Source organism: Nocardioides sp. GCM10027114, from assembly GCF_042659625.1.
GTDB lineage: Bacteria > Actinomycetota > Actinomycetes > Propionibacteriales > Nocardioidaceae > Nocardioides.
Genome location: NZ_JBHSSS010000029.1, coordinates 289,954 through 314,174 on the forward strand (window position 1 = coordinate 289,954; position 24,221 = coordinate 314,174).

26 protein-coding genes are annotated in these 24,221 nt (G+C 72.5%); 13 read left to right on the top strand and 13 right to left on the bottom strand.

Annotated elements, in window-relative coordinates; translation table 11 throughout:
• The first annotated feature begins 16 nt into the window (after nucleotides 1–16).
• Both ACFP2E_RS18180 and ACFP2E_RS18185 read left to right on the top strand, forming a co-directional pair.
• Nucleotides 17–955, top strand: coding sequence for a bifunctional riboflavin kinase/FAD synthetase (locus ACFP2E_RS18180; RefSeq protein ID WP_378524242.1), 939 nt, complete (start codon nucleotides 17–19; stop codon nucleotides 953–955).
• Entirely contained in the window at nucleotides 952–1,962 is a 1,011-nt protein-coding gene (locus ACFP2E_RS18185) for a hypothetical protein (protein ID WP_378524241.1), read from the top strand. The genes ACFP2E_RS18180 and ACFP2E_RS18185 overlap by 4 nt, the downstream gene beginning before the upstream one ends.
• A 3-nt stretch (nucleotides 1,963–1,965) precedes the next feature.
• On the opposite strand, the gene ACFP2E_RS18190 is transcribed toward ACFP2E_RS18185, so the two are convergent.
• From ACFP2E_RS18190 to ACFP2E_RS18210, 5 genes are all read right to left on the bottom strand, one after another.
• Nucleotides 1,966–2,424 carry a PTS sugar transporter subunit IIA gene (locus ACFP2E_RS18190; RefSeq protein ID WP_378524240.1) on the bottom strand — a complete coding sequence of 153 codons (459 nt, stop codon included), beginning with the start codon at nucleotides 2,422–2,424 and terminating at the stop codon, nucleotides 1,966–1,968.
• A 186-nt stretch (nucleotides 2,425–2,610) separates the two neighbouring features.
• A complete protein-coding gene (locus ACFP2E_RS18195) occupies nucleotides 2,611–2,868 on the bottom strand; it encodes an HPr family phosphocarrier protein (protein ID WP_378524239.1) in 258 nt (85 codons plus the stop codon).
• Nucleotides 2,869–2,908: 40 nt separating this feature from the next.
• Nucleotides 2,909–4,957 (bottom strand): fructose-specific PTS transporter subunit EIIC, encoded by a 2,049-nt coding sequence (locus ACFP2E_RS18200; protein WP_378524238.1) that lies wholly within the window; start codon nucleotides 4,955–4,957, stop codon nucleotides 2,909–2,911.
• Between the two features lie 2 nt (nucleotides 4,958–4,959).
• Nucleotides 4,960–5,919, bottom strand: a complete 960-nt coding sequence (locus ACFP2E_RS18205; RefSeq protein ID WP_378524237.1) for a 1-phosphofructokinase family hexose kinase — start codon at nucleotides 5,917–5,919, stop codon at nucleotides 4,960–4,962.
• Nucleotides 5,916–6,686 (bottom strand): DeoR/GlpR family DNA-binding transcription regulator, encoded by a 771-nt coding sequence (locus tag ACFP2E_RS18210; RefSeq protein WP_378524236.1) that lies wholly within the window; start codon nucleotides 6,684–6,686, stop codon nucleotides 5,916–5,918. Before ACFP2E_RS18210 ends, ACFP2E_RS18205 begins: the two co-directional genes overlap by 4 nt.
• Before the next feature lie 101 nt (nucleotides 6,687–6,787).
• Between ACFP2E_RS18210 and ptsP the strand changes: the two genes are divergently transcribed.
• The 6 genes from ptsP (at nucleotide 6,788) to ACFP2E_RS18240 (ending at nucleotide 14,225) form a co-directional block, all read left to right on the top strand.
• Nucleotides 6,788–8,482, top strand: coding sequence for a phosphoenolpyruvate--protein phosphotransferase (gene ptsP / locus ACFP2E_RS18215; protein ID WP_378524235.1), 1,695 nt, complete (start codon nucleotides 6,788–6,790; stop codon nucleotides 8,480–8,482).
• Nucleotides 8,483–8,635: 153 nt separating this feature from the next.
• A complete protein-coding gene (locus ACFP2E_RS18220) occupies nucleotides 8,636–8,893 on the top strand; it encodes a DUF6458 family protein (protein WP_378524234.1) in 258 nt (85 codons plus the stop codon).
• Nucleotides 8,894–9,061: 168 nt separating this feature from the next.
• A complete protein-coding gene (rpsO, locus tag ACFP2E_RS18225; protein ID WP_378524233.1) occupies nucleotides 9,062–9,337 on the top strand; it encodes a 30S ribosomal protein S15 in 276 nt (91 codons plus the stop codon).
• 267 nt (nucleotides 9,338–9,604) lie between these two features.
• Nucleotides 9,605–11,833 (top strand): polyribonucleotide nucleotidyltransferase, encoded by a 2,229-nt coding sequence (locus ACFP2E_RS18230; RefSeq protein WP_378524232.1) that lies wholly within the window; start codon nucleotides 9,605–9,607, stop codon nucleotides 11,831–11,833.
• A gap of 32 nt (nucleotides 11,834–11,865) precedes the next feature.
• On the top strand, nucleotides 11,866–13,209 hold the full coding sequence (locus tag ACFP2E_RS18235; protein WP_378539368.1) for a M16 family metallopeptidase: 1,344 nt from the start codon (nucleotides 11,866–11,868) through the stop codon (nucleotides 13,207–13,209).
• A 155-nt stretch (nucleotides 13,210–13,364) separates the two neighbouring features.
• Nucleotides 13,365–14,225: a universal stress protein gene (locus ACFP2E_RS18240; protein ID WP_378524230.1), complete on the top strand. Its 861-nt coding sequence runs from the start codon at nucleotides 13,365–13,367 to the stop codon at nucleotides 14,223–14,225.
• A 28-nt stretch (nucleotides 14,226–14,253) separates the two neighbouring features.
• On the opposite strand, the gene ACFP2E_RS18245 is transcribed toward ACFP2E_RS18240, so the two are convergent.
• The 3 genes from ACFP2E_RS18245 to ACFP2E_RS18255 all read right to left on the bottom strand — a co-directional run bounded on the left by ACFP2E_RS18245 (nucleotide 14,254) and on the right by ACFP2E_RS18255 (nucleotide 16,005).
• Nucleotides 14,254–14,808 carry a hypothetical protein gene (locus ACFP2E_RS18245; RefSeq protein WP_378524229.1) on the bottom strand — a complete coding sequence of 185 codons (555 nt, stop codon included), beginning with the start codon at nucleotides 14,806–14,808 and terminating at the stop codon, nucleotides 14,254–14,256.
• A gap of 1 nt (nucleotide 14,809) precedes the next feature.
• A complete protein-coding gene (locus tag ACFP2E_RS18250) occupies nucleotides 14,810–15,409 on the bottom strand; it encodes a transposase (protein WP_378524228.1) in 600 nt (199 codons plus the stop codon).
• Nucleotides 15,410–15,489: 80 nt separating this feature from the next.
• Complete coding sequence (locus tag ACFP2E_RS18255; RefSeq protein ID WP_378524227.1) at nucleotides 15,490–16,005, bottom strand: class I SAM-dependent methyltransferase; 516 nt, start codon at nucleotides 16,003–16,005, stop codon at nucleotides 15,490–15,492.
• Nucleotides 16,006–16,091: 86 nt separating this feature from the next.
• Here ACFP2E_RS18255 and dapB point away from each other — a divergent pair, with 86 nt between their 5' ends.
• The gene (gene dapB, locus ACFP2E_RS18260) at nucleotides 16,092–16,835 is read left to right on the top strand and encodes a 4-hydroxy-tetrahydrodipicolinate reductase (RefSeq protein ID WP_378524463.1); all 744 of its coding nucleotides are present in this window, start codon (nucleotides 16,092–16,094) and stop codon (nucleotides 16,833–16,835) included.
• 51 nt (nucleotides 16,836–16,886) lie between these two features.
• Here the strand turns inward: dapB and ACFP2E_RS18265 are convergent, their stop codons facing one another.
• Nucleotides 16,887–17,945, bottom strand: a complete 1,059-nt coding sequence (locus ACFP2E_RS18265) for a zinc-dependent dehydrogenase (protein WP_378524226.1) — start codon at nucleotides 17,943–17,945, stop codon at nucleotides 16,887–16,889.
• Nucleotides 17,946–18,188: 243 nt separating this feature from the next.
• Here ACFP2E_RS18265 and ACFP2E_RS18270 point away from each other — a divergent pair, with 243 nt between their 5' ends.
• Complete coding sequence (locus tag ACFP2E_RS18270) at nucleotides 18,189–20,111, top strand: PTS mannitol transporter subunit IICBA (protein ID WP_378524225.1); 1,923 nt, start codon at nucleotides 18,189–18,191, stop codon at nucleotides 20,109–20,111.
• 33 nt (nucleotides 20,112–20,144) lie between these two features.
• Here ACFP2E_RS18270 and ACFP2E_RS18275 read toward each other — a convergent pair whose 3' ends face one another.
• The 4 genes from ACFP2E_RS18275 to ACFP2E_RS18290 form a co-directional block, all read right to left on the bottom strand.
• A complete protein-coding gene (locus ACFP2E_RS18275) occupies nucleotides 20,145–20,456 on the bottom strand; it encodes an AzlD domain-containing protein (RefSeq protein ID WP_378524224.1) in 312 nt (103 codons plus the stop codon).
• Nucleotides 20,453–21,154, bottom strand: coding sequence for an AzlC family ABC transporter permease (locus ACFP2E_RS18280; RefSeq protein ID WP_378524223.1), 702 nt, complete (start codon nucleotides 21,152–21,154; stop codon nucleotides 20,453–20,455). The genes ACFP2E_RS18275 and ACFP2E_RS18280 overlap by 4 nt, the downstream gene beginning before the upstream one ends.
• Before the next feature lie 33 nt (nucleotides 21,155–21,187).
• Entirely contained in the window at nucleotides 21,188–21,391 is a 204-nt protein-coding gene (locus tag ACFP2E_RS18285; protein WP_378524222.1) for a hypothetical protein, read from the bottom strand.
• Between the two features lie 149 nt (nucleotides 21,392–21,540).
• On the bottom strand, nucleotides 21,541–22,086 hold the full coding sequence (locus ACFP2E_RS18290) for a GNAT family N-acetyltransferase (protein ID WP_378524221.1): 546 nt from the start codon (nucleotides 22,084–22,086) through the stop codon (nucleotides 21,541–21,543).
• Nucleotides 22,087–22,169: 83 nt separating this feature from the next.
• Between ACFP2E_RS18290 and paaA the strand changes: the two genes are divergently transcribed.
• From paaA to paaC, 3 genes are read left to right on the top strand one after another with little or no spacing between them, the layout of a single operon-like run.
• Complete coding sequence (paaA, locus tag ACFP2E_RS18295) at nucleotides 22,170–23,177, top strand: 1,2-phenylacetyl-CoA epoxidase subunit PaaA (RefSeq protein WP_378524220.1); 1,008 nt, start codon at nucleotides 22,170–22,172, stop codon at nucleotides 23,175–23,177.
• Nucleotides 23,174–23,455 (top strand): 1,2-phenylacetyl-CoA epoxidase subunit PaaB, encoded by a 282-nt coding sequence (paaB, locus tag ACFP2E_RS18300; RefSeq protein WP_378524219.1) that lies wholly within the window; start codon nucleotides 23,174–23,176, stop codon nucleotides 23,453–23,455. The genes paaA and paaB overlap by 4 nt, the downstream gene beginning before the upstream one ends.
• Entirely contained in the window at nucleotides 23,452–24,219 is a 768-nt protein-coding gene (paaC, locus tag ACFP2E_RS18305; protein WP_378524218.1) for a 1,2-phenylacetyl-CoA epoxidase subunit PaaC, read from the top strand. Before paaB ends, paaC begins: the two co-directional genes overlap by 4 nt.
• The last annotated feature ends 2 nt before the right edge of the window (nucleotides 24,220–24,221 follow it).

Consider the following 24,221-nt stretch of genomic DNA (forward strand, 5'->3'; position numbering starts at 1 on the left):
CCGTTAGGCTTCCCGCGTGCAGATCTGGCGCTCCCTCGACGAGGTCCCCGGCGACGTCGGCCCGACCACGGTCGTCATCGGCAACTTCGACGGCGTCCACCGCGGCCACCGCACCGTGCTCGAGCGCGCCCGCCGCGACGCGGACGCCGACGGCACGCTGCTCGTGGCGCTCACCTTCGACCCGCACCCGATGGCGGTGCTGCGGCCCGAGCACGCACCCCCCACGCTGACCGACCTGGACACCCGGGCCCGGCTCCTCGGCGAGGCCGGTGCCGACCGGGTGCTCGCGCTGCCGTTCGACCGCGACGTCGCGGCGTGGACGCCGGAGCAGTTCATCGACACCGTCCTCGTCGACGGCCTGCAGGCCTCCCGGGTCGTGGTCGGCGCCAACTTCCGCTTCGGCCACCGCGCCGCGGGCGACGTCGCGCTGCTGCGCGAGGTGGGGGAGCAGCGCGGGTTCGTCGCCGAGGGCGTGGAGCTCGACGGCGGGCCGCAGGTGTGGTCCTCGACGTACGTCCGCACCTGCCTGACCACCGGCGACGTCGCCGGGGCCGCGGAGGCGCTGGGCCGGCCGTTCGCCGTGCGCGGCACGGTCGTGCAGGGGGACCGTCGCGGCCGGGAGCTCGGCTACCCGACGGCCAACGTGCCGACCTCGACGGCGACCGCCGCCCCGGCCGACGGGGTGTACGCCGGCTGGCTGCGGCGGCTCGACACCGGCGAGGAGCACCCCGCCGCGATCAGCGTCGGCACCAACCCCACCTTCGACGGCGAGCGGGAGCGGCGCGTCGAGAGCTACGTCCTCGACCGCGACGACCTCGAGCTCTACGGCGTCGAGGTCGAGGTCGCCTTCGTCGAGCGGCTGCGCGGCATGGTCGCGTTCGACTCCGTCGACAAGCTGGTCGCGCAGATGGCCGACGACGTGGACCGGGCGCGCGAGCTGCTGGGACGCGCGTGAGCGAGGCGCCGGTGGCGGGGGACACGCTGACGGCCACCCACCGGTGGTTCATCGGCCACGGGCTGTCCTACTTCGTCCCCGAGGAGCGGCAGGCCGCCCGCGACGCGCTCCGGCTCGGCCGGACGCTGCCGCTGCTGGTGCTCACGGGCCTGTCCGCCGCCGGCGCAGGCGCTGCGCTCGCCTGGGTCAGCGACCAGTTCAGCTTCGCCCCCGCGACCCTGCTCACCTTCGGCCTGCTCGCGGGCCTCTGGTACGCCCTGACCGCGCTGCGCGCCCGCCCGATCGTCACCTGGGCGCTGCACCGCACCTTCGGCGGGCTGCGCACCCTGCTGCCGATGATGAGTCGGGCGCTGCCGCTGCTGCTGCTCTTCGTGACCTTCCTGTTCATCAACGCGGAGGTCTGGGAGGTCGCCGCAGCGCTCGACGGCGCCGTGCTGTGGCTGGTCGCGCTCCTGTTCGGGGTGCTCGCGGGCGGCTTCCTGCTCGTGCGGCTGCCGGAGGAGGTCGACCGCACCGACGACCACGTCGACGACGCCTTCCTGCGGCGCGCCTGCGCCGGCACGCCGCTGGAGCGCGAGTGCGCCCGCCTGGTCGACGACCCCGACAGCACCCCCACGGCGTACGCCGAGGTGACCGGCTACGAGCGCTGGAACCTCGTCATCGTGCTCCTGATCATCCAGGCCACGCAGGTCCTGCTGCTGTCGCTGTCGGTCTTCGTGTTCTTCCTCGTCTTCGGCGCCATCGTCATGGAGCCGGCGATCGTCGCGAACTGGACCGGCGACGACCCCCACAACATCCCCGGGCTGCCGAACGTCTCGGCCGAGCTGCTGCAGGTCTCGGTGTTCCTCGCGGCGTTCTCGACGCTCTACCTGACGGTCGCGACGGTCACCGACGAGGCCTACCGCACCCAGTTCTTCGGCGCGGTGCTGCGCGAGCTCGAGCGGGCGGTCGGCGTCCGCGCCGTCTACCTGGCGCTGCGGGCCGAGCCGACCGCGGAAGCGCGCTGACTGCTACCCGGTCGGCAGACCCAGCGCGTGGCCCACGTGGTCGACGGCCGTGTCGACACTGCGGACGCTGCGGAGCACGTCGGTGAACGCCGGCTTGACCAGGGCTCGCGTGAGCCGGGTCAGGATCTGGAGGTGGTGGTCGCCGGTGTCAGGACCCGCGATGAGGAACACCAGGTCAGCGGCTCCGTCCGAGGCGCCGAAGTCGACGGCCGGGTCGAGCCGGGCGAAGACGAGGGTCGGCTCCGACACTGCGCCGCTGCGGCAGTGGGGGATCGCCATGCCTCCGGGCAGGCCGGTCGGGGCCATGTCCTCCCGGGCGAGCGTGTCGGCCACGAGCCGGTCCACGTCGTCGGCCCGGCCTGCCTCGGCGACGACACCGGCGAGGGCACGGATGACGTCGTTCTTGTCCGTGCCGAGGTCGACGTCCAGTCGGACCAGATCGGTGGTGATCAGGTCTGGCATCGTCACCCTCCTTGGGTGGGTGCGAGGTCGCGGACCGAGTCCGTCTCGGGCTCGACCTGCGCTGGTCGGGGGATGGGTCGTGCCGGGGAGTCCGGCAGCCGCGTTCCCGTGGGCCACGGCGAGGGCGAGTCTAAGGCCGGGCCCCGGGCCCTGGCCCCCGGTCGCCCGAGGAGGTGGCCGAACCGTTCAGGCGTCGAGGTCCTGCTCGACCAGGGCCGCGATCTGGTCGAGCGCGGACTGGTCGTCGCTGGAGACCTCGACCGTGTCGCCGTTGCCGGCGCCGAGCGTCATGATCAGCAGCGCGGAGCTGGCGTCGACCGGCTCGTCGCCGGGGACGCCGATCAGCACCTCGCTGTCGAGCTCGGCGGCGGCCTCGGAGATGATCGAGGCGGGACGGGCGTGGAGGCCGACGGCGGAGCCGACGACGACGGACTTGCTGGGCATGGGTTCTCCTTCGGGATGGGTCGGGACGGGTGGTTCCGGCTCAGGCGACGATGGTGTCGGGGTCGCGCGGACCGACGGACTTGAGGGCGATGACCGAGGCTGCGGCCACCAGCGTGCCGACCACGAGGGCGAGCAGGAAGCCGAGCACGTTGTCGACGGCGAAGAGCACGAAGATGCCGCCGTGCGGGGCCCGCAGGGTGACGTCGAGCGCCTGCGCCATGCCGCCGGTGACCGCGCTGCCGAGCATGATCGACGGGATGACGCGGACCGGGTCCGCTGCGGCGAACGGGATCGCGCCCTCGGTGATGAACGAGGCTCCCATCAGCCACGCGGCCTTGCCGTTCTCCCGCTCCGGCGCGTTGAACAGGCGGGGGCGGACGACAGTGGCCAGGGCCAGCGCCAGCGGCGGCACCATGCCGGCGAGCATCACCGCAGCCATGATCTTCAGCTCCGGCGCGTCGGTGGCGGTGGCAGCGGCGCCGAGACCCGCCACCGCGAAGCCGTAGGCGACCTTGTTGAGGGGGCCGCCCATGTCGAAGGCCATCATCAGGCCGAGGACGGCGCCGAGCAGGACGGCCAGGCCGGGCTCCTCGCTCATGCTGGTGAGGCCATTGTTGAGGGCTTCCATGAGCTCGCCCAGCGGACGGCCGAGCACGACCACCATGACGAAGCCGCTGATGAGGGTGGCCCCCAGGGGGATCACGACGACCGGCATGAGGCCGCGCGACCAGGCCGGCACCCGCCAGCTGCCGATCCAGTGCGCCACCATGCCGGCGAGCACACCGCCGATGATGCCGCCGAGGAAGCCGCTCTGCAGGGTGACCGCGATGGCGCCCATGACGAAGCCCGGCGCGATGCCCGGCCGGTCGGCGATGGCGTAGCTGATGTAGCCGGCCAGCGCCGGCACCAGGAAGCCGAAGGCGGCACCACCCAGCACGAAGAACAGCGCTCCGAGGTAGGCCAGGAGGGCGCTGTCCAACAGCGCGTGCTCGAGCCCGGTCTCCTGCAGGTCCGGCAGGTTGAACAGCGTGTTGGTGGTCGCGATCTCCGAGCCGGGGCCGGTGATCTCGTAGCCGCCGAAGAGGAAGCCGAGCGCGATCAGGAGACCGCCGGCGGCGACGAACGGGATCATGTAGGACACACCGGTCATCAGGATCCGGCGGATCCGGGCGCCCCAGGTCTCCTCGGCCGCCGCGCCCCCGGGCTCCTCGGCAGCGCTCCCCTCGACGCGGGGAGCGTTGGGGTCGTCGGCGTACCGCAGCGCCTCGGCGATCATCGCGTCGGCGTCGTCGATCGGGCGCTTCACGCCCGAGGAGACCACCGGCTTGCCGGCGAACCGGCCGCGGTCGCGAACTCCGACGTCGACGGCGAAGATGACCGCCGCCGCGTTGGCGATCGTGTCGTGGCCGAGCGGGTGTGCGCCCGCCGAGCCCTGGGTCTCGACGTCGATGTCGACGCCGGCGCGCATCGCGGCGGCCTCGAGGGCCTCGGCGGCCATGTAGGTGTGGGCGATGCCGGTGGGGCAGGCCGTGACCGCGACCAGGCTGCGGCGCTCGCTCGTCGCCGGGGCGGGTGCGGCCGGGGCGGGCTCCGCGGCGGCCGGTGCGGCCGCGGCTGCGGCCGCGGGCTGGGCAGCGGGGAGGCCGAGCGCGAGGCTGACCTGCTCCACGACCTCGTACGGCGTCTCCGCCGCCCGCAGCGCGTCGGTGAAGGCCGGCTTCACTAGGGCGCGTGCGAGCTTGGTGAGGATCTGGAGGTGGTCGGCGTCCCCCTCGGCCGGCGCGGCGATGAGGAACGCCAGGTCGGCGGCGCCGTCCTTGGCACCGAAGTCGACCGGCGGGTTCAGACGGGCGAAGGCGAGGGTCGGCACCGAGACGCCGGAGGTCCGGCTGTGGGGGATCGCGATCCCGCCGGCCAGGCCGGTGGGGGAGGTCTCCTCACGGGCGAGCGTGTCGGTCACGAGCTGGTCGACGTCGTCGGCCCGGCCGGCATCGGCGACGACGCCGGCCAGGGCCCGGATGACGTCGTTCTTGTTCGTGCCGAGGTCCACGTCCAGCCGGACCAGATCGGTGGTGATCAGGTCGGTCATCGTCACCCTCCTTGGGTGAGTGCGAGGTCGCGGACCGAGACCAGCTCGGGGTCGACCTGTGCGGGTTGCGGGATGGTCGTGCCGGGGAGTCCGGCTGCCGCGCTGCCGTAGGCCACGGCGAGCGCGAGTCTGTGGGCGGGGGACCGGTCCTCGATCGCCCCGAGGAGGTAGCCGAAGAGGCTGGAGTCGCCGGCGCCGACGGTGCTGACGACCTCGGTCAGTGGCGGCGTGGCGTGCCAGGCGCCGTCGGCGGTGACGAGCACGGCACCGTTGGCGCCCAGGGTGGCCAGCACGGCCTCGACGCCCCGGTCGACGAGCGTCCGGGCAGCCTCCGCGGCGGCGTGCGGGTCGGCCTCGAGCTTGTCCGGGTCGCCGCCGGTGAAGGAGGCCAGCTCCTCGCCGTTGGGCTTCATCAGGTGGGGTGCGCTCGCCGGGAGCCCGTCGACCAGCGCCCGGAGCGGGGCCTCGCTGGTGTCCACGGCCACCTTGGCGCCGGTGTCGTGCAGCCCGGCCACGAGGTCGGCGTACCACCGGTCGGGGGTGCCCGGGGGCAGCGAGCCGGCGAGCACCACCCAGTGACCTGCCTCGGCGCGGTGGTGCAGCGCGCCGGCGAGGTCGTCAAGGACGTGGGCGGTCATGGCCGGTCCCGGCGAGTTGAGCTTGGTGGTGGTGCCGTCGGGCTCGGTGATGGTGATGTTGACGCGCAGGTCGCCCTCGTGGAGGACGGGGCGGCAGTCGACGCCGGCGCCGAGCAGCTCGAGGACGAAGGGGTCGTCCTTGGGGGCGGGGACCACCGCGATCGAGGGGACGCCCGCGGCCACGGAGGCGCGGGAGATGTTGACTCCCTTGCCCCCGGCCTGCGAGGTCACCGACTCCGCGCGCTGGACGGCACCCCGCGTGAGCGGCGCGGCGAGCGTGACGGTGCGGTCGTGGCTCGGGTTGGCCGTGAGGGTGATGATCATGCGACCACGACCTGCAGCCCGGCGCCCTCGAGCTCACGCCGCTGCTCGTCGCCGAGACCCGAGTCGGTGACCAGCACGTCGACGTCCGTGAGGGCGGCGAAGCTGAGCGGCGCCTCCGCCCCGATCTTGCTGGAGTCGGCCAGGACGACGACCCGGCGGGCCCGCGCGACGAGGGCCCGCTTGGTCGCGGCCTCGTCGCGGTCCGGCGTCGAGAGGCCGTGGTCGACGGTGAGGCCGTTGGTGCCGACGAAGGCGACGTCCGCCCGCAGGGTGCGCAGGGCATCGACGGTCTCGGCGCCCACGGCGGCCTGCGTGGTGGTGCGCACCCGGCCGGGCAGCAGGTGCAGCTCCACGCGGGGGTTGCCCGCCAGCCGTGCCGCCACCGGCACCGCGTGGGTGTGCACGACCAGCTCGAGGTCGCGGGGGAGCAGGCCGGCCAGCCGGGCGGTGGTGGAGCCCGCGTCGAGGAGCACGGTCGATCCGGTCGCCGGGAGCTCGGCCACCGCTGCCCGGGCGATCCGCTCCTTCTCCTCGGTGTGCTCGGCGTCGCGCTCGCCGAGGGCGGGCTCGATGACCAGGCTGCCCGCGGGCACCGCGCCGCCGTGGACCCGGCGGACGAGCCCCATGCGCTCCAGGGCGGAGAGGTCGCGGCGGACCGTCTCCTGGGTCACGTCGTACTGCTTGGCGAGCTCGGCCACCGAGAGTCGGCGGTGCGTGGCGATCAGCTGCGCCATGGCCTGCTGGCGCTCCTCGGCATACAGTGACATGCGTCCGTCCTTGCCTGATTAGGGGCGGCTGAAACTTTGTATATGTTGTTTTACGCCCGAATGTGTTGACTGTCAAGCATGTGACGGGTTTAACTTGGGGCATGACAGCGACCACCACCTCCCTTCAGGGCACCCCCGTCGTCCCCGGGGTCGTGCACGCCCCGGTCGTCCTCGTGGCCGCCGAGGTCTCCCCGGAGGCCGTCGACCGGTTCCGTGCCGCGCCCCCGCTGGACGAGGAGGCCGCGCTCGCGGGCTACGACGCCGCGGTCGAGGCCGTGGCCGCCGGGTTCACGAGCAAGGCCGAGCAGACCTCCGGGGCGGCCACGGAGGTGCTCTCAGCGAGCGCAGGCCTGGCGCGTGACAAGGGCCTGCGCGGTGCGGTCCGCAAGCAGCTGCGCTCCGGCGACGACCTCGTCGCCGCCGTGCAGGCGGCCGTGGAACAGTTCGCGAACGTCTTCGCCAACATGGGCGGACTGATGGCCGAGCGGGTGACCGACCTGCGCGACATCGAGCGGCGACTGGTCGCGCGGCTGGTCGGCGAGCCCGAGCCCGGGGTGCCGACGCCCGAGGTGCCCTCGGTCCTGGTGGCCGAGGACCTCGCGCCCTCCGACACCGCCGGGCTCGACCCCGCCAGCGTGGTCGCACTGGTGACCGAGCGGGGCGGCCCGACCAGCCACACCGCGATCATCGCCCGCCAGCTCGGCATCCCCTGCGTCGTCGGGGTGCCCGGCGTCCTCGAGCTCGCGACCGGCGTCAGTGTGCTGGTGGACGGCACCGCCGGCACCGTCGAGGTCGCGCCGGACGCGGACGAGGCCGGGCGCAGGGTCGCCGCCGACCGTGACCAGCGGGCTGCCCTGGCGAGCTGGTCCGGGCCGGGAGTCACGCGGGACGGCCGTCCCGTGCGCATCCTCGCCAACGTGGCCGACGGGGAGTCGGCCCGCCAGGCGGCCGCCGCGCCCGTGGAGGGCGTCGGGCTCTTCCGCACCGAGCTCTCGTTCCTCAACCGGACCGAGGAGCCGACCGTCGAAGAGCAGGCCGACATCTACGGCCAGGTGCTGGCGGCCTTCGGCGGTGCGGCGGGGGAGCGCGCGCCGTACGTCGTGGTGCGCACGCTCGACGCGGGCTCCGACAAGCCGCTGGCCTTCGCGACGCTCGACGGCGAGGAGAACCCCGCCCTCGGGGTCCGCGGCCTCCGGCTCTCCTTCGGCAACCCGGGGCTGCTCGACCGGCAGCTGGACGCCATCGCCCGGGCCGCCACCACCACCGGCACCGAGACGTGGGTGATGGCGCCGATGGTCGCCACGGTGGCCGAGGCGGCCGAGTTCGCCGCGAAGGTCCACGACCGGGGCCTGAAGGCCGGCGTGATGGTCGAGGTGCCCAGCGCCGCGCTGCTGGCCCACCGCATGCTCGAGGTCGTCGACTTCCTCTCGATCGGCACCAACGACCTCACCCAGTACACGATGGCCGCCGACCGGATGGCGACCGACCTGGCCCACCTCACCGACGCGTGGCAGCCGGCGGTGCTGCAGCTCATTGCGATCACGGCGGAGGCCGGCCGCCAGGTGGGCAAGTCCGTCGGCGTCTGCGGGGAGGCCGCGGCCGACCCGATGCTGGCGTGCGCGCTGGTCGGCATGGGGGTCACCTCGCTGTCGATGGCTGCGGCCGCCGTGCGGCCCGTGGGTGCCCGGCTCGCCGCCACCGACTACGAGACGTGCGAGGAGGTCGCCGAGGCCGCGCTGTCCGCCAGCGACCCGATGTCCGCCCGCGAGGCGGTCCGCGCCCTGCTCACCCGCTGACGGCGGGACGGCTGGGGACGGCGGTGTCGGGTGTGGTCCGGACAACGCGCATGGACCGGGGCCCGTCGGGGAACGATCCGGTGCGGGGCCGGCAGTGGCCGGTCCTGAGGGCTGCCTGAAGCGGGCGGCCGTGAACCGGAAAGGGAAGTGTCCATGGGATACGGACTCGGTGTGTTCCTCCTGGCCCTCGGGCTGATCCTGGCGTTCGCCGTGCAGGACGCCATCGCAGGGGTCGACCTCGTGATGATCGGCTACATCCTGTCGGCCGCGGGCCTGCTGGTCATCGTGCTGACCGCCGTGCAGCTCAACCGGGGCCGCCAGGCCGCCAGCGTGGCGCGGACCACCCACCCCGACGGCTCGCAGACGGTGAGCGAGCGTCGTACCGAGCAGGACCAGCCGCCGGCGGTCTGACCGACCGACGCACGCCGGGTCGCCCGGCCCCAGCGGGGATCGCCCGTTTTGGGGCCGGGCGACGCGCGTTGGTAGCCTTCTTCGGTTGCCGTGCAACGGCCGCGGATTCGAGTGCCCGGGTGAACAGGCCCCGGCGCGCCGCGCAACGACACCGGAAGGAGCCCGCGTATGTCTATTGGTACCGACGCGGAGACCAAGAAGAAGATCATCGCCGAGTACGCCATGACCGAGGGCGACACCGGTTCGCCCGAGGTTCAGATCGCGCTGCTGAGCCACCGGATCAGCCACCTGACCGAGCACCTCAAGCAGCACAAGCACGACCACCACAGCCGTCGCGGCCTGCTGCTCCTCGTGGGTCAGCGCCGCCGTCTGCTGAACTACCTGCAGAAGACGGAGATCGAGCGCTACCGCTCGATCGTCGAGCGTCTCGGCCTGCGTCGATGACCTCCAGGAGCGGTCGCCCTCGGGCGGCCGCTCCTGTCGTATTCCCACCCTCCACCCGGTAGTAGGGTCGAGGCGCACAACTCAACACCATCACCACCAAGGAGCGACCCGCACGTCGGCCCGGTCCTCGGTAGTGGCCCTCAGGACCCGCAGGTGCGGCTCCCTGCGGGCCTCGATCGAAGACCGGCGGAACCCGACGGACTCGACAGGCGAGTCCTGCGGGGGCGTTCGCGGATCGCTCCGCGAAGAGAAAGGGCCCACATCAGCGTGGAACCCACCATTTCCGCCGTCGAGACGGTTCTCGACAACGGCAAGTTCGGCCAGCGGACCGTCAAGTTCGAGACCGGGCTCCTCGCCCGTCAGGCCGCCGGCTCGGTGACCGCCTACCTCGACGACGACACGATGCTGCTGTCGGCGACCACCGCCGGCAAGCACCCCAAGGACCACTTCGACTTCTTCCCCCTCACGATCGACGTCGAGGAGCGGATGTACGCCGCGGGCCAGATCCCCGGCTCCTTCTTCCGGAGCGAGGGCCGCCCGGGCGAGGACGCGATCCTCACCTGCCGCCTGATCGACCGGCCGCTGCGCCCGACCTTCAAGAAGGGCCTGCGCAACGAGGTCCAGGTCGTCATCACCGTCATGGCGCTCAACCCGGACACCCCCTACGACGTGCTCGCGATCAACGCCGCGTCGATCTCCACCCAGCTCTCCGGCCTGCCGTTCTCCGGCCCGATCGGCGGCGTCCGCGTCGCGCTGATCGAGGGCCAGTGGGTCGCCTTCCCGACGCACAGCCAGCTCGAGAACGCCGTCTTCGACATGGTCGTGGCCGGTCGCGTGACCGAGTCCGGCGACGTCGCGATCATGATGGTCGAGGCCGAGGCCACCGAGCAGACCTGGACCCTGGTCCAGTCGGGCGTCCAGGCGCCGACCGAGGAGGTCGTCGCCAGCGGTCTCGACGCGGCCAAGCCGTTCATCAAGCAGCTCTGCGACGCGCAGGCCGAGCTGGCCAAGGAGGCCGCGAAGCCGGTCCAGGAGTTCCCGGTCTTCCTCGACTTCGAGGACGACGTGTACGACGCCGTCGAGGCGGCCGTGAAGTCCGACCTCACCGCGGCGATGACCATCGCCGACAAGCAGGAGCGCGAGGCGAAGACCGACGAGCTCAAGGCTGCGCTGCTCGACCAGCTCGCCGACAAGTTCGAGGGTCGCGAGAAGGAGATCGGCGCCGCGTTCCGCGCCGTCAACAAGCAGGTCGTGCGTGAGCGCGTCCTGCGCGACAACGTGCGCATCGACGGCCGCGGCCTCGCCGACATCCGTCCGCTGCACGCCGAGGTCGGCGTGATCCCGCGGGTCCACGGCTCGGCGCTGTTCGAGCGTGGCGAGACCCAGATCCTGGGCGTCACGACGCTGGACATGCTCAAGATGGAGCAGCAGCTCGACACCCTCTCCCCGGAGAAGTCGCGCCGCTACATGCACAAGTACGTCTTCCCGCCGTTCTCCACCGGTGAGACCGGCCGCGTCGGCTCGCCGAAGCGGCGCGAGGTCGGCCACGGCGCGCTTGCCCGCCGGGCGCTGCTGCCCGTGCTCCCCACGCGCGAGGAGTTCCCCTACGCGATCCGCCAGCTCTCCGAGGCGATGGGCTCCAACGGCTCCACCTCGATGGGCTCGGTCTGCGCGTCGACCATGTCGCTGCTCCAGGCCGGTGTCCCGCTGCGGGCCTCGGTCGCCGGTATCGCCATGGGCCTCATCTCCGGTGAGATCGACGGCGAGACCAAGTACGTCGCGATCACCGACATCCTCGGTGCCGAGGACGCCTTCGGCGACATGGACTTCAAGGTCGCCGGCACCCGCGAGTTCGTGACCGCGCTGCAGCTCGACACCAAGCTCGACGGCATCCCGGCCGAGGTCCTCGCCGCGGCGCTGACCCAGGCCCGCGACGCCCGCCTGGCGATCCTCGACGTGATGGCCGAGGCCATCGACGAGCCCGAGGAGATGTCGGTCCACGCGCCGCGCATCATCACCGTGCAGGTGCCCGTCGACAAGATCGGCGAGGTCATCGGCCCCAAGGGCAAGGTGATCAACCAGATCCAGGACGACACCGGCGCCACGCTGTCCATCGAGGACGACGGCACGGTCTACATCGGTGCGACCAACGGCGAGGCCGCCGAGGCCGCGCGGGCCGCGGTCAACGCGATCGCCAACCCGACCATGCCCGAGGTCGGCGAGCGCTACCTCGGCACGGTCGTGAAGACCACCAACTTCGGTGCCTTCGTGTCGCTGCTCCCGGGCAAGGACGGCCTGCTGCACATCAGCAAGCTCCGCGCCCTGGCCGGCGGCAAGCGGGTCGACGCCGTCGAGGACGTCGTCGCGGTGGGCCAGAAGGTCCAGGTCGAGATCGCCGAGATCGACGATCGCGGCAAGCTGTCCCTCGTCCCGGTGGTCGAGGACGCCGAGGCCGGTGCCGAGTCGGGTGACGAAGGGTCGGACGACTCCGAGTGACCACCCGCTCCCGACGCACCACGGGAACGACGATGACCGGCCAGCAGGTCTCTGCTGGCCGGTTGTCCGTTCCCCAGAAGACCGGCTCCGTGCGCACCCTCGAGACGGTGCGTGACGGTGACGGCCAGGTGACCTCGCGCGTCCGGCGCACCGTCCTGCCGGGCGGGCTCCGGGTCATCACCGAGCACATGGCCGGCGTCCGCTCCGCCAGCGTCGGCGTGTGGGTGGGGGTCGGCTCCCGCGACGAGACGCCCGCCCTGCACGGCTGCTCCCACTTCCTCGAGCACCTGCTCTTCAAGGGCACCCGCAGCCGGTCCGCGATGGACATCTCGGTCGCCCTCGACGCCGTGGGCGGCGAGTTCAACGCCTTCACCGCGAAGGAGTACACCTGCTTCCACGCGCGGGTCCTCGACCAGGACCTGCCGCTGGCGGTCGACGTGCTCGGCGACATGATCACCGACTCGCTGATCGCGCCCGAGGACGTCGAGGCCGAGCGCGACGTCATCCTCGACGAGATCGCGATGCACGACGACGACCCCGACGACGTCGTTCACAACCTCTTCGCCGCGCAGGCCTGGGGCGACTCCCCGCTGGGACGCCCGATCGCCGGCACGGTGTCCTCGATCGCGGCGCTGAGCCGCGACCAGGTCGCCCGCTTCTACAAGCGGCACTACCGGCCGGCCAACATGGTCGTGGCCGTCGCCGGCAACGTCGACCACGCCGCGGTGGTTCGCCAGGTCCGCAAGGCCTTCGGACGCAACCACTTCCTGGCGGGAGACGAGGCCCCGGTGGCACCCCGGACAGGTGCGCGCCAGCGGCGCGTGCAGCCCGGCACGCTGGTGGCTCGCCGGCCACTCGAGCAGGTCAACCTCGTGCTCGGGATGAACGGCCTCACCCGCAACGACGACCGCCGGTTCGCGCTGGGGGTGCTCAACACCGCGCTCGGCGGCGGCACCTCCTCGCGGCTCTTCCAGGAGGTCCGCGAGCGGCGCGGCCTGGCCTACTCCGTGTTCTCGTTCGCCAGCCACCACGCCGACGCCGGCCTCGTCGGCGTCTCGGTGGGCTGCCTGCCCAACCGGTACGACGAGGTGCTGGCCACCGTCCGCGCCGAGCTCGCCAAGGTCGCCGACGAGGGCATCAGCGAGGAGGAGCTCGAGCGGGGCAAGGGCCAGCTGCGGGGCGGGCTCGTGCTCGGCCTCGAGGACTCCGGCTCCCGTATGTCGCGGCTGGGCAAGGCCGAGCTCGTCTACGACGAGCTGCTCTCGGTCGACGAGGTGATCGCGCGCATCGACGCCGTGACCTGCGAGGAGGTTCGGCAGATCGCCGCCGAGCTGTTCGCGCAGCCGGAGGTGCTGGCGGTCGTCGGCCCCGAGTGATGCGGGAGTGACTCGGGCGTGACTCGGGCGTGACCCGGGGGTGGCCGGCGGCGCCGCGGCGTCGCTGGTCACCCGACGAGGGGTCGTTCGCCCCTAGGGGCGGGGTGAGGCGTCGACTGGACTCGGACCACGCTGGTCGAGCAGCCGGAGGAGCCATGACCGAACCCGTCGTCGTCGGGGTGGACGGAACCGGGCGCAGCCTGCGGGCTCTCCTCTGGGCTGCCCGGGACGCCGCGATGCGCGGCGCGCCGCTGCGGGTCATCCACACGTTGCCCCGTTGGGACGGCGACATCCCGGCGTTCCCGCCCGGCCGCTTCGAGGAGGCCGAGTTCCGGGGGCGGGGCATCATCAAGGAGGCGGTGGCCGCCGTCGGGGAGGCGCAGCCCGGGCTCGAGGTGTCGACCGACCAGCCGATGAGCACCCCGGCCAAGGCGCTGCTCGCGGAGGCCGCTGACGCGCAGGCGGTGGTCCTCGGGGCGAAGGGCGAGGACGTGGGCAACCTCCTCCTCGGTTCGACCGTCCTGCAGGTCGTCGGGCACGCGGCGTGCCCGGTCGTCGTGGTGGGCCACCTCGCGACCGGCCACGGCCGCATCAGCGTCGGCACCGACGGGTCGCCGGACTCGACGGCCGCGCTGGCCTACGCCTTCGACGAGGCGAGGCTGCGGGGTGACCGGGTCCGCGTGGTCAACGCCCTCGGACTGCCCCAGGGGTGGCCCCGGCACCTGCTGCAGCCGCTGCCCGAGGAGGACCAGGAGGTAGCGGCCCGGAGGGCTCAGGTCGAGGAGCAGGTCGCCGGGTTGTGCGAGGAGTACCCGGACGTGAAGGTCGAGCTCGACGTCCACCGCTACAACCCGGTCGAGACCCTCGTCGGCGACTCGCACAGGTCGGACCTGCTGGTCCTCGGCTCGCGGGGCCGGGGTGGCTTCCACGGCCTGGCCGTCGGCTCGGTCACCCATGCGATGACCCACCTGTCGGGGTGCCCGGTCGCGGTCGTCAGGGCGCCGCGCCCGGAGTGACCTCCAACCCTCGTCCGGCAGGCGGGGCTCAGGCCCCGCGCAGCAGGTGGGCGACCGCCGCGCAGCCGACCGCCCAGAGCACGCTGGTGAAGGTGCCGATGATGAAGCGCTCGGCGGTCCCCGTGTGCTCCTGGTTGCGCAGCTCGGGGTAGCGGCCGAGGCCCTTGAGCCCCAGCACGAGGGCGACGCCCTCCGGCCAGCCGGCCACCAGGGTGCCGTAGACGGCCGCCCTTTCGAGCGCGCCGATCCACGCACCGCCGCGGAGCACCGCACCGGCGGAGCGCACCGAGTCCTCGTCGGCCTCGTGGCTGCCGTCGACCAGCGAGAAGACCGCCGTGGTGACGGGGCCTCCGCCGCCCACTGCGAGCAGGCCGAGGGCCACCACCCACAGCACGGACCAGCCGGGCGTGCCGTTCCCGAGCTCGGGGCGGGAGGCGGCGAGGACGCCGAGCAGGGCCAGGGTCGTGGCGGCGGCCGCCGAGGCAAGCAGGGTCCGGCTCCGGTCCCGGAACAACCAGCCCCCACCGGCGGCCACCAGGCCCACGGCGATGAGGGCCAGGGAGGTGAGCGTCTGCACTCGCACGTCAGGCGTCCTTTCCGAGAAGACGGGCGGCGAGGCGCGCGACCACCTCGCGGGCGCGGCGGCCCTCGACGAGGCCGGCGGCCTGGGCGCGCTGGCTCACAGCGGACTGGGTCACCCCGACGCGTCGGGCGATCTCCTCGTAGGGCAGGCCCTCGTCGGCGAGGTCGACGACCTCCCACCCCTTGTCCGTGCGCCGGTGGAGCAGGGCGGCCAGCAGCCAGAGCAGCGACTCCAGGTCGCGGGCGTCCGTGTCGTCCGGGCCGGCGACGACCCGCAGGTTCCACGGGCTGGTCTTGGCCGCGTCGACGGCCTCGCGGGCGCGCAGGTACGCCGGTCCGCGGCCGGCCCGTGCGTGGTCGGGGAGCGGCTCGTCGACGGGGCCCACGCCGATGCCGAGGTGCCAGTGGCCGGCGCGCAGCAGCAGCTCCACGACGGCCGGCAGGGAGGCCGGGTCGTCGAGGACGCCCTGGACCTCGTCGCCGGCGGTGCGCTCGAAGGGGAGCAGCGTCGGGGTCGCGGCCAGCGTCTCGAGCGCGGCCGGGACCAGGTCGGGCCCCTTGCGGCCGCCGCGCTGGTCGGCGGTGACGACGATGACGGCCATGCCACCCCCTTGAGGTCAGAACCTGATTTGAACCATATATCAGGCTAGAACCTTATGGAAGGGCCAATGCAGGTTGTGGCCTAACGCCGGCCGATGATTCCCACGACCGGCGGGGCCTTCTGCTCGACCACGGAGACCCGGAAGCCGCCCGCGGTGAGTGCCGCGGACGCCTTCTGCACCATGGTCGGCACCAGCTCCGGCCGGTTGGCCTCGTAGAACAGGTAGACCGCGCCGCCGGGCAGGACCCGCTCGTGCAGCAGCGCGACCTCGTCGGCGCAGTCGCGCACCCAGAAGAGGTTGACGTTGAAGGCGAAGACCTTGTGCAGCCGCTTGACCGGGACCCGCAGGGTGGCCAGGTCGATCTGCCGGACCGTGAGCCGGCCCGAGTCGACGTGCTGCTTGCAACGGCGCTTGGTGCGGTCGACGCCCGACTCCGAACGGTCGATCGCGAACAGCTTGCCGGTCTCGAGCCGCTCGCAGATCAGCTGCGCACCCGCGCCGGGTCCGCAGCCGATCTCGAGGACGTGGTCGGCCGGTTTGACGTCCATCACGTCCACGGCCCACCTGATCCGGGCCGGAATGGTCTGCAGCGCCATGGGGGACAGCCTGCCATCACCCGCTCTCCGAGTCAGGCACCACCCCGGGGAGGTGTCGACGGTAGGTTTGCCGGGTGGCAGGAACGATGCGGATCGGCGTGCTCGGCGCGCAGGGCAAGGTGGGCTCCGAGGTGTGCCGCGCCGTCGAGGCGGCGGCTGACCTGGAGCTGGTCGCGGCGCTCGACCGCGACGACACCCTGGACGACCTGGTCGGGGCGGGGGTGCACGCCGTCGTGGACTTCACCCACCCCGACGCGGTCATGGGCAACCTCGAGTTCTGCGTGCGCCACGGCATCCACGCCGTGGTCGGCACGACCGGTTTCGACGAGGAACGGCTCGAGCGGCTGCGCGGCTGGCTCGCCGACTCCCCGTCGACGGGGGTGCTGATCGCCCCCAACTTCTCGATCGGGGCGGTGCTGATGATGCGCTTCGCCGCCGCGGCCGCCCCGTTCTACGAGTCGGTGGAGATCGTCGAGCTGCACCACCCCGACAAGGCGGACGCCCCCAGCGGCACCGCACGGCGTACGGCGGAGCTCGTCGCCGCGGCGCGGCGGGACGCCGGCCTCGGGCCGGTGCCGGACGCGACCACCACCGCCCTCGAGGGCGCGCGCGGCGCGGTGGTGGACGGGATTCACGTCCACGGCCTGCGGATCCGCGGCCTCGTCGCCCACCAAGAGGTCGTGCTCGGCGGTGTGGGGGAGACCCTCACCATCCGGCACGACTCCCTGGACCGGGCGTCGTTCACGCCGGGCGTCCTGGCCGGGCTGCGGGCCATCGGCAGCCGGCCCGGGCTGACCGTCGGGCTCGAGGAGATCCTCGAGCTCGACTAGGGCTCGGCTAGGGCTCGACCAGGGCTCGACCAGGGCTCGGCAGGGCCCCGGTCAGGGCTCGACCGTCACCTTGATCGCCTCGCCGTTCTTGACGATCTGGAAGGCGTCGAGGACCCGCTCCAGCGGGATGTGCTCGGTGATGAGGTCCTTGACGGGGACCTGACCGGTGGAGATGTACTCCAGTGCCCGCTTGTTGTGCTCCGGCGCGGAGCCGTTGGCGCCGTGGATGTGCAGCTGGCGGTAGTGCACGACGTTCGAGTCGCACTTGATGAACGGGTCGGTCTTGGGCAGGCCGCCGAAGAAGGAGATCCGGCCGTTGCGGGCCGCCATCGAGATGGCCTGCTCCTGGGTGACGTTCGCCGCGGTGGCGGTGATGATCACGTCCGCACCCCGGCCGCCGGTGAGCTCCATGACCCGCTCCACCACGTCGACCTCGGAGCCGTTGATCGTCTCGTCGGGTTGGACGGCGTCGGCGGACATCTTGAGCCGGTCGGCGTTGACGTCGACGAGGTAGATGGGGCCCGCCTTGTGGACGCCGCGCGCGATCCGGATGTGCATGCAGCCGATGGGACCGGCGCCGAAGACGACGACGCTGTCGCCCTCCTCGATGCCGAGCAGCTCCTGGGCGTTGATCGCGCAGGCGAAGGGCTCGGCGGCAGAGGCCTCGTCGTAGCCGACGTTGTCGGGGATCCGGTTGAGGCCGTCGACCTTGAGCACCTGCTTCGGGACGATCATGTACTCCGCGAAGCCGCCGTCGTACTGGTAGCCGACCGAGGTCTGGTTCTGGCAGACCGCCATCCAGCCCTTGCGGCACTCGTGGCAGTCGCCACAGGGCACGGCGGCGATGACCTGCGCCCGGTCGCCGACCTTCCAGTCGCCGCCGTACGTCGCGTTGACGTCGGCGCCCACCTCGACGACCTCCCCGGCGATCTCGTGGCCGATGGTCCGCGGCGGGGTGAGGTTCTGGTGGCCGTTGTAGAGGATCTTGACGTCGGTCCCGCATGTGGAGCAGTTCCGCACCCTCAGCTTGATCTCGTCCGGGCCGCAGGTGGGCTCGGGCACGTCCTCGAGGCGGACGTCCTCCGGTGCGTAGAAGCGCAGGGCCTTCATGGTCTCTCCTCCAGGGCGGTGGTCTCACAGGAGCCGACGGGGGTCGGCGATGACTCCACCGTAAGCGAAGTCCGGGCTCAAAGCCACACTAACGGGCAGAAAAAGACTTCCGAATGTGTTGCATTGCCTTCGAACGTGAGGTTTACTGGAGCACACGATGTGACCGTGCTCACCGCACGGATCGGTTGCCGGAGAGAGGGAGAGATGGCCACCACGACGTCAGAGCCTCGAGTGGGGGCCCGGGTGCACGTCCAGAGATTCGGGACGTTCCTGTCCAACATGATCATGCCGAACATCGGCGCGATCATCGCCTGGGGAATCGTCACCGCGTTCTTCATCCCGGTCGGGTGGACCCCGAACGAGGAGATCGCGACCATGGTCGGCCCCACGATCTTCTACCTGCTGCCGATCCTGATCGCCTACACCGGCGGCAAGATCATCTACGACGTCCGAGGCGGCGTCGTGGGCGCCGTGTCGGTGATGGGCGTCATCATGGCGACCAGCGACCCCGTCTTCATCGGCGAGGAGCCGGCCGCGCCGATGTTCCTCGGCGCCATGATCATGGGCCCGCTCAGCGCCTACGTCATGAAGCGCCTCGACTCGCTGTGGCACCACAAGATCCGGCCCGGCTTCGAGATGCTGGTCAACAACTTCTCCGCGGGCATCGCGGCCGCTGTGATGGCCATCGCCGGCATGTTCCTGCTGGCGCCGGTGCTGCTGCGGCTGACCGACTGGCTGGGCTCCGCGGTGGAGTTCCTGGTGGACAACGGCCTGCTGCCGCTCACGTCGCTGTTCATCGAGCCCGCCAAGGTGATGTTCCTGAACAACGCCATCAACCACGGCGTGCTCACCCCGCTGGGGATCACCGAGGCCGCCGCCGAGGGCAAGTCGATCCTGTTCCTCCTCGAGGCCAACCCCGGCCCCGGTCTCGGCCTGCTGCTCGCCTACAGCCTCTTCGGCCGTGGCGTCGCCCGGGCGTCGGCGCCGGGTGCGGCGATCATCCACTTCTTCGGCGGCATCCACGAGATCTACTTCCCGTACGTGCTGATGAAGCCGAAGATGATCCTCGCTGTGATGGCCGGCGGCATGACCGGTGTCTTCCTCAACGTGCTGCTCGACTCCGGCCTGCGCGCCCCGGCCGCCCCCGGCTCGATCATCGCGGTCTACGCGCAGACCCCGGCCGGCAGCTTCCTCAGCGTCAGCATCGGCGTGTTCGGTGCCGCGCTCGCCTCGTTCCTCGTCGGCGCCGTGCTGCTGCGGCTCGACCGTTCCGAGGACGAGGGCGACCTCGCCGGCGCCACCTCGACGATGGAGGGCATGAAGGGCCGCTCGTCGGTCGCCTCGGGCCTGCTGACCGGCCGGTCCGGTGGCGGTGCGATCCGCGACATCGTGTTCGCGTGCGACGCGGGCATGGGCTCCTCGGCGATGGGTGCCTCGATCCTGCGCCGCAAGGTGCACGACGCCGGCCACGCCGACGTGACCGTGGTGAACCTCGCGGTGGCCAACCTGCGTGCCGACCACGACCTGATCGTGACGCACCGCGACCTCACCGACCGGGCGAAGCGGAGCGCGGGCGACGCCATCCACGTCTCCGTGGACGACTTCATGTCGACTCCGGCGTACGACGAGATCGTCGAGCTGGTCAACGAGCGTAACGCCGGTGGTGCCGGTGGGGCCGGTGCGGCTGCGGCCGCCGAGCCGGCCGAGGCCGGGCCCACGGGGGAGGAGCTCCTCCCGGCCTCCGCGATCGTGCTCGACGGTCGCGCCGCCGACCGCGGCTCCGCCATCGACGAGGCCGGGGACCTGCTGGTGGCCAGCGGTGCCGTGTCAGCGGCGTACGTCACGGCCATGCACGAGCGGGAGCAGTCGGTCTCGACCGCCATGGGCAACCTGCTGGCGATCCCGCACGGCACCAACGAGGCCAAGGACACGGTGAACCGCACCGCGCTGTCCTTCGTCCGCTACCCCGACGGGATGGACTGGGGTGGGAAGCCGGTCAAGTTCGTCGTCGGCATCGCCGGCGCCGGCAAGGACCACCTGCCGCTGCTGGGCAAGATCGCCCAGGTGTTCACCGACACAGACCGGGTGGCCGAGCTCGAGAGGGCCACCACGGCGGCCGAGGTTCAGCGACTCCTGGGTGTCGTCCCGGAGGGCGCCAGCGGCTGACCGCCGTCGCCTCGACCGCGGCCCTGCTCCGTCTCACACGAGGCGGAGCAGGGCCGCGGTCAGTGCGGCGCCCGCCACCACGACGAGGAACGGCGCCCGCAGCACGAGCAGGCCCGCCGCGACGGCGATGCCGCCCACCCGGGCGTCGACCGCGAGGCCGCCCTCGGTGGCCAGCACCTGGACCGCTACAAGGGCGGCGAGCAGCGCGGCAGGGATCAGGTCGGCGACCCGGGCGACGACCGGGTGGTCGAGGACGCGTGGTGGCACCGAGAGGCCGGCGAGCTTGAGCAGGTAGCAGCCCGCCCCGGCCACGAGCACCGCCACCCAGAGCGTGCCGGCGGTCATGGCTGCCCCCTGCGGGAAGCCGGGCGGGCCAGCACCCCCGCGAGCAGCGCGACGCCGCCGGCGGCCAGCACCGGCACCCCGGCCGCGGTGACCGGCACCAGGGCGAGGGCGACCAGGGCTGCCACGGCCGCCGTACGACGCCCCTGCCGGTGGGCCAGACGGGGCCAGAGCAGCGCCAGGAAGGCCGCACCGACGGCGGCGTCGAGGCCGAAGGCGCGGGGGTCGCCGATCGCGCGGCCCGCGAGGGCGCCGGCGAGCGTCGCGGCGTTCCACAGCACGAAGACGGCCAGTCCCGTGCCGAGGAAACCGAGCCGGGCGGCGGCGGTGTCCGAGCGGCCGACGGCCATCGCCGTGGACTCGTCGATGACCAGCTGGGCCGCCGCGGCACGCCGCTGGCCCCGCCAGTCGAGCAGCGGGGCCAGGCGGAGCCCGTAGAGCGTGTTGCGGGTGCCGAGCAGCAGGGCGGTGCCGACCGCGGACGGCGCGCCGCCGCCCGCCGCGACCACCCCGACGAAGGCGAACTGGGACGCCCCGGTGAACATCAGCAGCGACAGCGCGCAGGCCTGCGCGACGCCGAGGCCGGAGGCCACGGCGACCGCGCCGAACGACAGGCCGTAGGCGCCGGTGGCCACGCCGATGCCGAGGCTGTCGCGCAGGATGCCCCGACGCTCGGCGAGCGGCAGGGGAGGGGCGGTCACCCCCGGACGGTATCTCCCGTCAGGGGTGCCGACTCACGGGTGTCGGCGGGCGGTGCCGCGCCGCTGGAAGTCGTGCAGCGCGGCGAAGCCGAGCGCGAGGCCGGCCAGGCTGCCGATCAGCAGGCCGCCGAACGGGAAGGTGTAGGTCTGGGCGAGCCACACCCCGGCGCCGAGGCTGCCGAGGAGGAGCACCGCGAGGACCAGCCACCGGTACAGGCGTGGAAGCGGAGCCAGCACCGTCACTCCTTTCGCCGACGTGTCCCGATGAGTCGTCCGTCACAAACCGCCGGCAGTTCTCCATACTGGCCCCTCGCGGGCCGTTTTCAAGGGAACGCACGGAAATTTCACGCGACCGGATGAATGTCGCCCGGGTCGTCGTGCCCGACCTAGGCGATGGCCGTGTGCAGCCGGACCTGCTTCACCGTGGTCGTGCCCTCGCCGTCGAGGTCGAGCTCGCGGTGAGCCTGGTCCGCTGCCCAGCCGGCGTCGGTCAGGAACCGGCGGAGCCGGTCGTCGGACGCCACCGCCCACAGCAGCGCGCGCGTGAACCGGTCGGCCTGCATCGTGTCCACGGCGGCCTGGAGCAGGCGGGAGCCGTGCCCGCGGCCCCGCTCGGCCGGGTCGACCGTCAGGTCCATGAGCTCGCCGTCGGCCACCGGGTCGCAGTCGGGGTCGGCGGCGGGCGCGGTGATGGCGTAGCCGACGACCCGGTTGTGCTCGAGGGCCACCAGGACGCGGGTCCGGGCGTCCTGCGGGCGGCCGAGCACCTGGCGCCACGCCTCCAGCGTCGTGGTCGGGTCGCTGGGGATGGCCTCGGCGGGCAGGACGTCGGCGTACTGGTCCTGCCAGGTGCGTACCTGGAGCGCGGCCAGCGCGTCGGCGTCCTCGGACCAGGCCACCCGGACCGACACGTCGGCGGACGGAGTCGTCATGCGACCATCCTGTCAGCCGCGATTCTGTTACATCGCAGTGCCAAGACTGCGCGATGCTGTAACAACGGTGCTATCGTCGAGGTGTGTACGGCAACGACTTCGGCACCGACGCCGCCCCCGGGCAGCCCTCCGCGCAGGGCCCCGAGGGGACTCCCGACGCCTTCCAGGCGGTGATCGACGCCGACGGGCGCGTCGAGCCGCGCGACGAGATGCCCGAGGGCTACCGCAAGACCCTCATCCGCCAGATCGCCCAGCACGCCCACTCCGAGATCATCGGCATGCAGCCCGAGGGCAACTGGATCAGCCGCGCCCCCAGCCTGCGGCGCAAGGCGATCCTCATGGCCAAGGTCCAGGACGAGGCCGGTCACGGCCTCTACCTGTACGCCGCCGCCGAGACGCTCGGCGCCGACCGGGCCGACCTGCTCGACCAGCTGCACTCCGGACGGCAGAAGTACTCCTCGATCTTCAACTACCCGACGCTGACCTGGGCCGACGTCGGCGCGATCGGCTGGCTGGTCGACGGCGCGGCGATCGTCAACCAGGTGCCGCTGTGCCGCTGCTCCTACGGCCCCTACGCCCGCGCGATGGTCCGCGTGTGCAAGGAGGAGTCCTTCCACCAGCGGCAGGGCTTCGAGATCCTGCACACCCTCAGCCACGGCACCCCGGAGCAGAAGGCGATGGCGCAGGACGCCGTCGACCGCTACTGGTGGCCGTCGCTGATGATGTTCGGCCCTCCTGACGACGACTCCCCGAACTCCGCCCAGTCGATGGCGTGGGGCATCAAGCGCTTCTCCAACGACGACCTGCGGCAGCGCTTCGTCGACATGACGGTGCCGCAGGCCGAGGCGCTCGGCCTGACCCTGCCCGACCCGGAGATCCGGTGGAACGACGAGCGCGGCCACTACGACTTCGGCGCCGTCGACTTCACCGAGCTCTTCGAGGTCATCAAGGGCAACGGCCCCTGCAACGGCGAGCGCATGGCCCACCGGGTCCGCGCCCACGAGGACGGCGCCTGGGTCCGCGAGGCCGCCTCGGCGTACGCCGCCAAGCAGGCGGCCCGGGAGGCCGACGCACGAGGAGGTGCCGCATGAGGGACTGGCCGCTGTGGGAGGTGTTCGTGCGCTCGCGCCGCGGGCTCTCGCACGTACACGCCGGGTCGCTGCACGCGCCGGACGCCGAGATGGCGCTGCGCAACGCCCGCGACCTCTACACCCGGCGCCAGGAGGGCGTCTCGATCTGGGTGGTGCGCTCGTCCGAGGTGACCGCGAGCAGCCCCGAGGAGCGCGACGCGTTCTTCGACCCCGCGGCCGACAAGATCTACCGCCACCCGACGTTCTACGACGTGCCGGAGGGGGTCGAGCACCTGTGAGCACGGACGCCGCCCCGCACGGCCACTTCGACTACGTCCTCGCGCTCGCCGACGACGCGCTGGTCCACGCGCAGCGGCTGGGCTGGTGGATCAGCCGCGCGCCGCAGCTCGAGGAGGACGTGGCGCTGGCCAACATCGGCCTCGACCAGCTCGGCCAGGCCCGGTCGCTGCTCTCGCACGCCGGTGCGCTCGAGGGGGCGGGCCGCGGCGAGGACGACCTGGCCTACTGGCGCGACGAGCGCGACTTCCGCAACGTCAAGCTGGTCGAGCGGCCGCAGACGGACTTCGGGGTCGCCATGGCGCGGCTCCTCCTGGTCGCCGCCTGGCAGCTCGAGCTCTACACGCGGCTGGCCCGCAGCACCGACGAGACGCTGGCGGGGATCGCCGGCAAGGCCGTCAAGGAGGTCGCCTACCACCTCGACCACGCCCGGCAGTGGGTCGTCCGGCTCGGCGACGGCACCGACGAGTCCCACGCCCGCATGCAGGCGGCCCTCGACGACGAGTGGCCCTGGCTCGACGAGCTGTTCGACGGCTCGTTCGTCGACCCCACGCTCGTCGAGGCGGGCGTGGCGGTGGACCCCTCCGGACTGCGCGAGCCGGTGCTCGCCCGGCTGCGGCCCGTCGTCGCGGAGGCGACGCTCGACGTGCCCGAGGTGCGGCCGGCGGTGGGCGGCGGCCGGCAGGGCCTCCACACCGAGCACCTCGGCTACCTGCTCGCCGAGATGCAGCACCTCACCCGGTCCCACCCGGGGGCGACGTGGTGACG

Bases quoted from the DNA above. Each gene is read 5' to 3' on its own strand.
- ACFP2E_RS18190 (WP_378524240.1), bottom strand. From the start codon at position 2,424: ATGCCAGACCTGATCACCACCGATCTGGTCCGACTGGACGTCGACCTC.
- ACFP2E_RS18195 (WP_378524239.1), bottom strand. From the start codon at position 2,868: ATGCCCAGCAAGTCCGTCGTCGTCGGCTCCGCCGTCGGCCTCCACGCC.
- ACFP2E_RS18200 (WP_378524238.1), bottom strand. From the start codon at position 4,957: ATGACCGACCTGATCACCACCGATCTGGTCCGGCTGGACGTGGACCTC.
- ACFP2E_RS18205 (WP_378524237.1), bottom strand. From the start codon at position 5,919: ATGATCATCACCCTCACGGCCAACCCGAGCCACGACCGCACCGTCACG.
- ACFP2E_RS18210 (WP_378524236.1), bottom strand. From the start codon at position 6,686: ATGTCACTGTATGCCGAGGAGCGCCAGCAGGCCATGGCGCAGCTGATC.
- ptsP (WP_378524235.1), top strand. From the start codon at position 6,788: ATGACAGCGACCACCACCTCCCTTCAGGGCACCCCCGTCGTCCCCGGG.
- ACFP2E_RS18220 (WP_378524234.1), top strand. From the start codon at position 8,636: ATGGGATACGGACTCGGTGTGTTCCTCCTGGCCCTCGGGCTGATCCTG.
- rpsO (WP_378524233.1), top strand. From the start codon at position 9,062: ATGTCTATTGGTACCGACGCGGAGACCAAGAAGAAGATCATCGCCGAG.
- ACFP2E_RS18235 (WP_378539368.1), top strand. From the start codon at position 11,866: ATGACCGGCCAGCAGGTCTCTGCTGGCCGGTTGTCCGTTCCCCAGAAG.
- ACFP2E_RS18240 (WP_378524230.1), top strand. From the start codon at position 13,365: ATGACCGAACCCGTCGTCGTCGGGGTGGACGGAACCGGGCGCAGCCTG.
- ACFP2E_RS18250 (WP_378524228.1), bottom strand. From the start codon at position 15,409: ATGGCCGTCATCGTCGTCACCGCCGACCAGCGCGGCGGCCGCAAGGGG.
- ACFP2E_RS18255 (WP_378524227.1), bottom strand. From the start codon at position 16,005: ATGGCGCTGCAGACCATTCCGGCCCGGATCAGGTGGGCCGTGGACGTG.
- dapB (WP_378524463.1), top strand. From the start codon at position 16,092: ATGCGGATCGGCGTGCTCGGCGCGCAGGGCAAGGTGGGCTCCGAGGTG.
- ACFP2E_RS18265 (WP_378524226.1), bottom strand. From the start codon at position 17,945: ATGAAGGCCCTGCGCTTCTACGCACCGGAGGACGTCCGCCTCGAGGAC.
- ACFP2E_RS18275 (WP_378524224.1), bottom strand. From the start codon at position 20,456: ATGACCGCCGGCACGCTCTGGGTGGCGGTGCTCGTGGCCGGGGCGGGC.
- ACFP2E_RS18290 (WP_378524221.1), bottom strand. From the start codon at position 22,086: ATGACGACTCCGTCCGCCGACGTGTCGGTCCGGGTGGCCTGGTCCGAG.
- paaB (WP_378524219.1), top strand. From the start codon at position 23,174: ATGAGGGACTGGCCGCTGTGGGAGGTGTTCGTGCGCTCGCGCCGCGGG.